General features: G+C 69.1%; 5 protein-coding genes and 1 pseudogene. 5 read left to right on the top strand and 1 reads right to left on the bottom strand.

The features are described 5' to 3' along the window. A pseudogene (locus BLQ03_RS13380) lies at positions 1 to 755 on the bottom strand (hypothetical protein); the annotation flags it as partial. Positions 756 to 1176: 421 nt separating this feature from the next. Here BLQ03_RS13380 and BLQ03_RS13375 point away from each other — a divergent pair. From BLQ03_RS13375 to BLQ03_RS13355, 5 genes are all read left to right on the top strand, one after another. Then, on the top strand, positions 1177 to 2103 hold the full coding sequence (locus BLQ03_RS13375) for a phosphatidylglycerol lysyltransferase domain-containing protein (RefSeq protein WP_175558875.1): 927 nt from the start codon (positions 1177 to 1179) through the stop codon (positions 2101 to 2103). Positions 2104 to 2175: 72 nt separating this feature from the next. Continuing rightward, positions 2176 to 3072 carry an alpha/beta fold hydrolase gene (locus BLQ03_RS13370; protein ID WP_090756828.1) on the top strand — a complete coding sequence of 299 codons (897 nt, stop codon included), beginning with the start codon at positions 2176 to 2178 and terminating at the stop codon, positions 3070 to 3072. 371 nt (positions 3073 to 3443) lie between these two features. Continuing rightward, a complete protein-coding gene (locus tag BLQ03_RS13365) occupies positions 3444 to 5135 on the top strand; it encodes a transposase (RefSeq protein WP_090756827.1) in 1692 nt (563 codons plus the stop codon). 13 nt (positions 5136 to 5148) lie between these two features. Continuing rightward, the gene (locus BLQ03_RS13360; RefSeq protein WP_090756826.1) at positions 5149 to 6864 is read left to right on the top strand and encodes a type I secretion system permease/ATPase; all 1716 of its coding nucleotides are present in this window, start codon (positions 5149 to 5151) and stop codon (positions 6862 to 6864) included. Continuing rightward, positions 6861 to 8186: an HlyD family type I secretion periplasmic adaptor subunit gene (locus tag BLQ03_RS13355; protein WP_175558874.1), complete on the top strand. Its 1326-nt coding sequence runs from the start codon at positions 6861 to 6863 to the stop codon at positions 8184 to 8186. Before BLQ03_RS13360 ends, BLQ03_RS13355 begins: the two co-directional genes overlap by 4 nt.

Below are 8186 nucleotides of genomic sequence, written 5' to 3'. Positions count from 1 at the left end.
CCCTGCCGCAGTTCCGCCTCGCGCTGCTGCGCCTGGGCCAGGGCGGCCTCGGCCTCGGTCCGGCGCGCCTCCAGCGCGGCGATCTCCTCCCGCGCCGCGTCGCGCTGCGCGGTCAGGTCGGACAGCTGCTGCTGCGTCGCGCCAAGTGTTTCCCCCAAGGCGGCGGCCTGCTGTTCCAGCCCTGTCTTCCGCTCCGAAAGACCTGCCAGCTCGGCTCCGGCCCCGTCGATCTGCCGGCGCAACTCCGTCAGGCTCGCTTCCGCATCGGACAGGGCGGCCTGGTCCCGCATCCTCTGGTCCTCGGCCGCGCGCAGCGTTGCGAGTTCCTGTTGCGCGGCCTCCAGCCGGGCAGTCAGGTCGGCCTGCATCCGTTCGGCGTCCTGCCGCGCCGCCTCGGACCTGGCAAGGCGCGCGCGCAGTTCGGCCAGTTCCTGCTGGGTGCGGGCCTGCGCGTCCGAGGTCGTCCTTGCCTGCAGCTGCGCGGCGGCGGCCTTCTCCCCGGCCGCGCGGGTCTCGGCCCTGGCCGCTTCCAGCTGCTGGCGCAGTTCGGCCAGTTCTGCCGCGTCCTGAGCCGCAGCCGCCGCAGCCGGGGCCTGTCCCGTCGCCAGTTCCGCCCGCATGTCTTCGATCTGGCTGCGCAGGCCGGCGGCCTCCTCCTCCATCAGAAGGATGATCTCCCGCAGGGCATTCGCCCTTTCCTGCGCGGGCGGGTCCACGGGGGCGCCTCCGCTCTGCCCGAGGGCGGCGCCGGCCATGATGGCCCAAATCCCGCTGGCAGCAAGAAGCCTGGCCATGTTTCACCCGATTTGCAGCCATCAAGCACAACCAGAGGGAAAGTTGTCAAGCACGGAACGGGGAAATCATTGCCAATTCATCAATCAGCAATTCATCAAATGGACAACGTCACATTGTCAAACGGCATTCAGTGTATGGAAGCACCAATTTGGTGCTCATGTTGAAGTACCTGAGTAATTTGGGCGTTAACTTCCGCCATTGCCAGTTCGCGATAATCTGACGACATGAAGTCAATTTGACATCAAGCAGAGTTGCGATACTGTTTCTGTTGTCTGCCATGGAATTGCAGGTATGGTTACCCGGAACGGGTATCCACATCACGTCTGCCGAAGCATGTCCGCGCCCATGCCGGGACGCGGCGCAGGATTGGAATGGTGTCGCATGAAGGCTCTCAGCATCCCCGATTTGTGCAGCGATCTTTCGGTCATCCGGGCGGCGGACGGCGACCGCTTCCAGGCCGCGATGGATGGGTGCGGGATCAAGTCCCACCACTACTACTTCCCGCGCCTGCTTTTCGGCGGCCAGAGGAGGGACCGCCTTCTGCTGTTCGAGGAGGTGGCGGGCGCGCTCCTTCTCTACAACGTGCAGCAACGGGCCTCGGGGCTGGGGCTGAGCCTCTACCTGCCTCCGTTCCCCTTCAGCGGCGCGGCGCTGCAAAGGGCAAGGGAACGGATGCGGGACTTCAACCGGGGCCGCGCGGGCCGGATCGACTGGGTGCAGGAGGAGGACGTGGGCCTTGTCGAAAGCCACGGCTTTTCGACAAGCCTGCGTGAAAGGGAATTCATCTACGACCGCGCCGCCGTGGCCGGGCTGGAAGGGTCCGAGTTCGCCAGGGTCCGGCGCTATCTGGCGGGCCTGAAGAAGCACGAGACGCTGGTGGTGCGCGAGTTCACCCCCGCCGACCAGAGCGCCTGCCTTGCGGTCTACGAGAAGTTCCGCGGGCAGTTGCAGGCCAAGGGCGTGGGGCCCAAGGGCTACGGCGCCATGATCCGCTGCCTGAACGAGGCGACGCAGATCCCGGCGTCCCACATGCGCGGCGAGGTCTTCGAGATCGACGGCACCGTGCGCGCCTATTCCTTCGGCGGGCCCATCAACTCGTCATACGGCTGCGTCTACCTGACCGTCGCGGACCACGAGTTTCCCGGGCTTGCCTATGCCCTGCGTCACCAGATGATGAAGAACTTCCCCGAACTGGCCTACTTCAACGACTCGACCGACAACAACCGGGTCGGCCTGCGCGAGATGAAGCAGCGTTTCCGCCCGGTCGAGATGCACGGCATCTGCAAGGCGCAGGAGGTCCGGCACTAGGCCGGCCCTTTCCCTGTGCCTGCGCCCGGACCGCAACCATCCCCCTCCGGCTGAAAACGGGAGAACGGAGCCATGGCACGCATCACCGGCTGGGTCTTGACCGCGCTGATGGGCGCCCTGGCCTTCGGCGGCATGACCCTGCGGGCCGCCCCGGCGCCGCCCGTCGGAGAAGGGCAGGCCGAGGTCCGGCTTGGCGGGCAGGACGTCGAGGTCTTCACCTACCATCCCTCCGGCTGCGCCCAGCCCTCGATCCTGCTGGTGTTTCACGGCAGCGGGCGGACGGCCGAATCCTATCGCGATGCCGCCCGTCCCCTGGCCGACAAGGCCTGCCTGGCGATCTATGCCCCGCTGTTCGACAAGGACCGCTTTCCCAACTGGCGCTACCAGAGGGGCGGGGTCGTGCAGGATGGCGAGGTCCAGCCGCAGGAGGACTGGACCGCCGGCATGACTGACGAGCTCATCGACTGGGCGCAGGCGCAGGAAGGCCGCCCGGATGCGCCCTCCTACCTGTTCGGCCATTCCGCCGGGGGGCAGTTCCTGTCGCGGGTGGCCGCCTACGACCCGCCCGCGGAAGCCCGGCGCATCATCATCGCCAATCCCTCGACCCATGTCTGGCCCGACACCGAGGAGGACGCCCCCTACGGCTTCGACGGGCTGGGCGACGACGGTACCGAGGAAGAGATGCTGCGCGCCTATCTTTCCGCGCCCGTGACGGTGTTCCTGGGGCTTGATGACACCGGCGACGAGGACCTGGTGACCACCCGGACGGCGAACCGCCAGGGCGAGAACCGCCTTGATCGCGGCCTGAACCTGTTCGAGGCGGCGCGCGAGGAGGCCCGGGCACGGGGCTGGCCGTTCAACTGGCGCCTCGTCACCGCAGAAGGCATCGGCCACGAAGGGGGCCGGATGATGCGCTCGCCCGAGATGCTGGAGGCGATGGGGCTGGGGATGGCCCGCGCCGGCGATTGAGGGCCCGGCGAAAGCCCCCGTTTCGCAGGAGACGGGATCTGCGCGGAAACGCAGCATGCTTGTTATCAACCGAGGCGAGAAATGTTTCTTCATTTCTACCTTAACGTGAAACGCAAGTGAATTAACATCTAAAGCGGATCATCTTCAAGTTGATAGGAATTATGCCGCCGATTGCGCATCCTTTTCGCTTGTCAGGCCGTTAATCATCGTTAACACAAAAAGCGCAAAGGCGTCGCCGAAGGTCCCAATAGATTCGAGCAGCAATCACAGCCAACCGGGGAGGGGGGGCTATGACAATCAGTGTGCTGGACAGCCATCGCAGGAATGGAATAAAGCGCGCGTTCAGCACGCGCCGTGTCCCGCCAGGGGCAATGTCCACGATAATTGCCGGGGATGTCCGCCCGAATGCGGGCGATCTCGTTCTGGCCCGCGTCGATGTCCTGGGCAAGCAGACCAAGCTCGAACTGACGGATGGCCGCCGGGCGCATCTGTTTCCCGGCGACGAGATCCTCGTGAGCTATGGAAACCGCTATGCCCCCGACCAGTTCGAGGCGGTGGTCAGCGACGACCTGTCGCCCTGCGCCCTTGTGGCCGCCGGCGGCGTCGCGGGGGTGGAGCTGGCGCGCCACCTGCGGGTGCAGCCGGCCACGCAGATCACGCCGATCGGGCTGGTGGGCGACACGTCCGGCAAGCGGATCAACCTGGCCCAGTTCCGCATCGAGGCCTCCGAGCAGGTCCCCGACCTGCCGGTCGTCCTGTCGCTCGGGACCTCGATGAACGCGGGCAAGACGCTGACCTCGACCTCGCTGGTGCGGGGCTTCAAGCGCGCGGGCCTGCAGGTCGCCGCGCTGAAGATCACCGGCACGGGGGCCGGGGGCGACATGTGGATCGTGCGGGACGCGGGCGCGGACGTGGCGCTCGATTTCACCGATGCGGGCTTTGCAAGCACCTATCTCGCGCCCATCGACGACATCCTGGCGGGCGCGTTCCGGCTGATCAACCACGCCGCGTCGCTTGGCTGCGAGGTGGTGGTGATCGAGATCGCCGACGGCCTCCAGCAGAAGGAAACCGCCCAGCTCATCCGCAGCGTCGTCCTGCGCGGGCTGACGATGGGCTGCACCTTCGCTTCCTACGATGCGATGGGGGCGATCTGCGGCGTCCGCGAGCTTGCCGAGGCGGGCCACACGGTTCTGGGCATCAGCGGGCGTCTGGGGCTTTCGCCCCTGGGCGTCCGGGAAGCCGAATCCGCCACGGGGCTGCGCTATTACTCGCCCTTCGACCTTCAGGACGGGCTGCTCGTGCCGGCGATCCAGCGCCGCGCCGCCCGCGCCTTTTCGGAATCCCGCTTCCAGAAATACTCGCTGCACGCGCTGGCCAAGGCCGCCATGCCCGCCCAGCCCGCCTATCCGGTCCCGCCGCGGGGCCTCGCCGCGCCCGGCGCCTCCGGCGGGCTGGAGATCGCCTCCCCCGGCGCGCCCGGCGCCTCGGAGGAGGCGCGCGAGATGCTGGCCATCGTCGCGGGGCACCTGATGGACCACGAGGTCGTCCTGTGCTGCGGCATGGGACCCGGCGGGCATCTGACGGGGCGGACGAACCGGCGCAACGGCTTCCGCCGCCTTGTCTGGGCCAGCGGCATGGGCGCCATCGAGCTGCGGGTGCCGCGTCTGCGGCACGGGACCTACATCCCCTCGTTCCTCGGCACGGCCGTCGCGCCGGGCGACGTCGAGGCGGTGCTTCGCGCCCCCGACGCCTGCGCGCGGGAAGTCGCCTTGCTGGGGCTGCTGCGGACGCTGGGGGGGCCGGGCCTGGGGCGTGCGGACGCCATGCGGGTCGCGGCCCGGATCAGCCACCTGGTCGCGGACGCCGTTCCGGCCGCGCCGCTGGCCGCCATGCCCCCGCGGATGGCCTGGCCCGGTGGCGACGAGGCCGAGGCGCGCGAGTTTGCGGCCCTGGACGGTTCGGCCCTGGACGGGGATGACGAGGATGCCGCCGAACTGCCCGGCGGGGTCGCCGAGGTGTCCCCCGGCGGGGCGGGCGCCCGCGCCCTGAGCCCGCCGCGCTGAGGAATCGGGACCGATGGCGAGACGGCGCAAGGCCGGCAATGACACGGCGGTCACGGCGGCCTGGCGCGCCTCGTGGGGCGGCATCGTCGCGCTGATCCTGTTCACCGCCTTTCTCAACCTGCTGCGGTTCGCGACGCCCCTGTACCTGCTTCAGGTGCTGGACCGCATCCCCGTCAGCCGCAGCGTGGAAACCCTTGTGCTGCTGACGGTCATGGTGCTGGCCGCGGTGGCGGCGGGCCTTGCCCTTGAGGTGGTGCGCCGCCGGATGCTGACGCGCTGGGGCACCTGGATCGAGCGCCGCTTCGGCCCGATCCTGGTCAACCAGGAACTGTCCAGCCCCGGCGCGCGGCCCGCCGCCGACATCACCCGCGCGCTGAGCGACCTGGGCCGCGTCCGCTCCTTCGTGTCGCAGGGGGCGGCGTCCTGGCTCGACGTGTTCTGGGTTCCGATCTTCCTGTTCGGCTCCTTTCTCATCCACCCGCTGCTCGGCACCGTGGCGCTCAGCGCCGTGGGGCTGCTGGTCATCCTGGCCATCCTGCAGGAATGGAGCACCCGCGAGGCGCGGCGCGTGTCCAACGACGCCTCGCGCGAGGCCGGGGTTCTGGTGATCGACGCCGAGCGCAACCGCGAAAGCGTGGGCGCGCTGTCCATGTCCTCGGCCCTGACCGAGAAATGGCAGCGCAGCGCCGGGGGGAAGCTGACCGAGCGCGAGCGCATCGAGGCCCGGCAGAACTTCTACCGCATCCTCATCCGGGGCTTGGGAGAGATCCTGCGCATCGGCATGATCGCCTTCGGCCTGTGGCTGACGATCGTGGGCGAGATGACCCTGGGCGGCATCTTCGCGGCCCGGGTGATGGCGGGCTTCGGCTATACCCTGGCGGAACGCGCGGCGCGCAACTGGCGCTCGCTGCGCGAGGCCCGCACCGCCTATGCCAGCCTCAAGCAGCGCCTTGCGGACAACGGAGAGGCGCAGGTCTCGATCCTGCCGAGCATGACGCAGGCGCCGCTGATCCTCGACAAGGTGTCCTTCCGCCACCAGGGCCAGCGCGAGGACGTCGTCCGGCGCCTGTCCGTCAGCCTCGCCCCCGGCGAGGGGCTGCTGATCACCGGGACGGGCGGCACCGGCAAGACGACGCTGTCGCGCCTCATCGTCGGCATCATCGAGCCGCGCTACGGGCAGGTGCGACTGGGCGACGTGCAGATCGCGCGGGTGCCGCAGGACATCCGGGCGAACCTCATCGGCTACCTGCCCCAGCACACCGAGATCTTCACCGGCACCGTGCGCGAGAACATCTCGCGCCTGGGGGACGCGCCCTTCGAGGAGGTGGTCGCGGCGGCCGAGCTTGCGGGCATCCACGAGCGCATCATCGCGATGCCCCAGGGCTATGACACGCCCATCGGCCCCGAGGCGACCGGGCTTTCGGGCAGCGAGCGCAAGCGGATCGCGCTGGCGCGGGCCTTTCTGGGCAAGCCGCGGCTGATCGTCCTCGACGAGCCCATGGCCAACCTCGACGACGCCACCCGGCGCGCCCTGGGAACCGCGCTCAAGCAGCTCAAGGCCGAGGGCTGCACCATCGTGGCCACCCAGGCGGTCCATTCGACGCCGCTCAGCCGGATGGCCGACAAGTTCCTGATCCTCGGCGGCGGCACCCTGGAGGTGACGCGCGCCGAATCCTCCAAGAAGGCCGAACAGGCCGACGACGGCACCGGGCTGAGGAGCGTGACGTGACATCCCCCGACGAGCCTTCCAAAACCGGCGCGGCCATCGGGCCGCCCTTCGGGACCGGCCTGACCCTTTGCGGCTTTGCCATCATCCTGCTGTTCTGCAGCGCCTTTGCCGCTTGGTCGGCCCTTGCGCCCATCGAGGGGGCGGTGGTGGCGCCGGGCGTCGTGGCCGTCGAAAGCAATGTCCGCACCGTGCAGCATCTCGAGGGCGGGATCGTCGAGGTGATCCTTGTGCGCGAAGGGGACGTGGTCGAGGCGGGCGACCCCCTGATCCGGCTGGGCAACACCCATCCCGAGGCCGCGCTGAACGAGGTGCAGGCGCAATATTTCGAGGCGCGCGCCACCGAGGCGCGGCTGGCGGCCGAGCGCGACGGGCGTGACCGGATCGAGTTTCCCGCCGATCTGCGCGACAAGGTGGGCGACCAGGCGGCCCAGGCGGCGATGGCGGGGCAGGAAAGCATCTTCGCCAGCCGCCGCTCGCTTCTGCGCGACCGGCTCGACATCCTGGCGCGCACCGAGAACGCCCTGACCAGCGAGATCGACGGCCTGCAGGGCCAGATCGACTCGGCCGAGCGCCAGCTTGCCCTGACCGGCGAGGAACTGGCCAGCGCCAACCAGCTGATGGAGCGGGGGCTGATGGAAACGCCGCGCGTGCTTGCCCTGCGGCGCTCGCAGGCGGACCTGGAAGGCACCGTCAGCCAGCACCGGGCCGCCATCGGCGTGGCGCGCCAGCGCGTCGAGGAAGCGCGCCTGCGGATGGCGGAGCTGAAGGCCACCATGGCCAACGAGGTCGAGGAACAGCTGCGCGAAACGCGCGCGCGCGCCTATGAGCTGGGCCAGCGCCTTGCGGCCGCGCAGGACATCCTGGAACGCACCACGATCCGCTCGCCCATTGCGGGAAAGGTGGTGGGGCTCGACGTGCACACCATCGGCGGGGTCATCGCCGCCGGGCAGCGGCTGCTGGACGTCGTGCCCCTGAACGACAAGCTGGTGGTGCAGGCCACCATCGACCCGCTGGACATCGACCAGGTCGCCGAGGGGCTGCCCGCGACGGTCTGGCTGTCGGCGGTGAACCGGCGCACGCAGAAGGGGATCGAGGGCCGGGTGCGCACCGTGTCGGCCGACCGCCTCACCGACCCCCGGACGGGCATGGCCTATTATCTCGCGCGGATCGAGATGGAGGCCGAGGCCGTCGAACGCGCCGCCGTGCCGCTGCAGGCCGGCATGAGCGCGGACGTGATGATCAAGACGGGTGCGCGCACGGCCTGGGACTACCTGTCGGCACCCATCCTTCGCAGCCTGAGCTTTGCCTTGCGGGAGAATTGA

This window comes from Paracoccus chinensis (genome assembly GCF_900102885.1).
Classification (GTDB): Bacteria; Pseudomonadota; Alphaproteobacteria; order Rhodobacterales; family Rhodobacteraceae; genus Paracoccus; species Paracoccus chinensis.
The sequence above is the reverse complement of the archived record's forward strand: the minus strand, read 5'-3'. Positions and strand labels throughout refer to the sequence as shown.

Bases quoted from the DNA above. Each gene is read 5' to 3' on its own strand.
- BLQ03_RS13365 (WP_090756827.1), top strand. From the start codon at position 3,444: ATGTCCACGATAATTGCCGGGGATGTCCGCCCGAATGCGGGCGATCTC.
- BLQ03_RS13360 (WP_090756826.1), top strand. From the start codon at position 5,149: ATGGCGAGACGGCGCAAGGCCGGCAATGACACGGCGGTCACGGCGGCC.
- BLQ03_RS13375 (WP_175558875.1), top strand. From the start codon at position 1,177: ATGAAGGCTCTCAGCATCCCCGATTTGTGCAGCGATCTTTCGGTCATC.
- BLQ03_RS13370 (WP_090756828.1), top strand. From the start codon at position 2,176: ATGGCACGCATCACCGGCTGGGTCTTGACCGCGCTGATGGGCGCCCTG.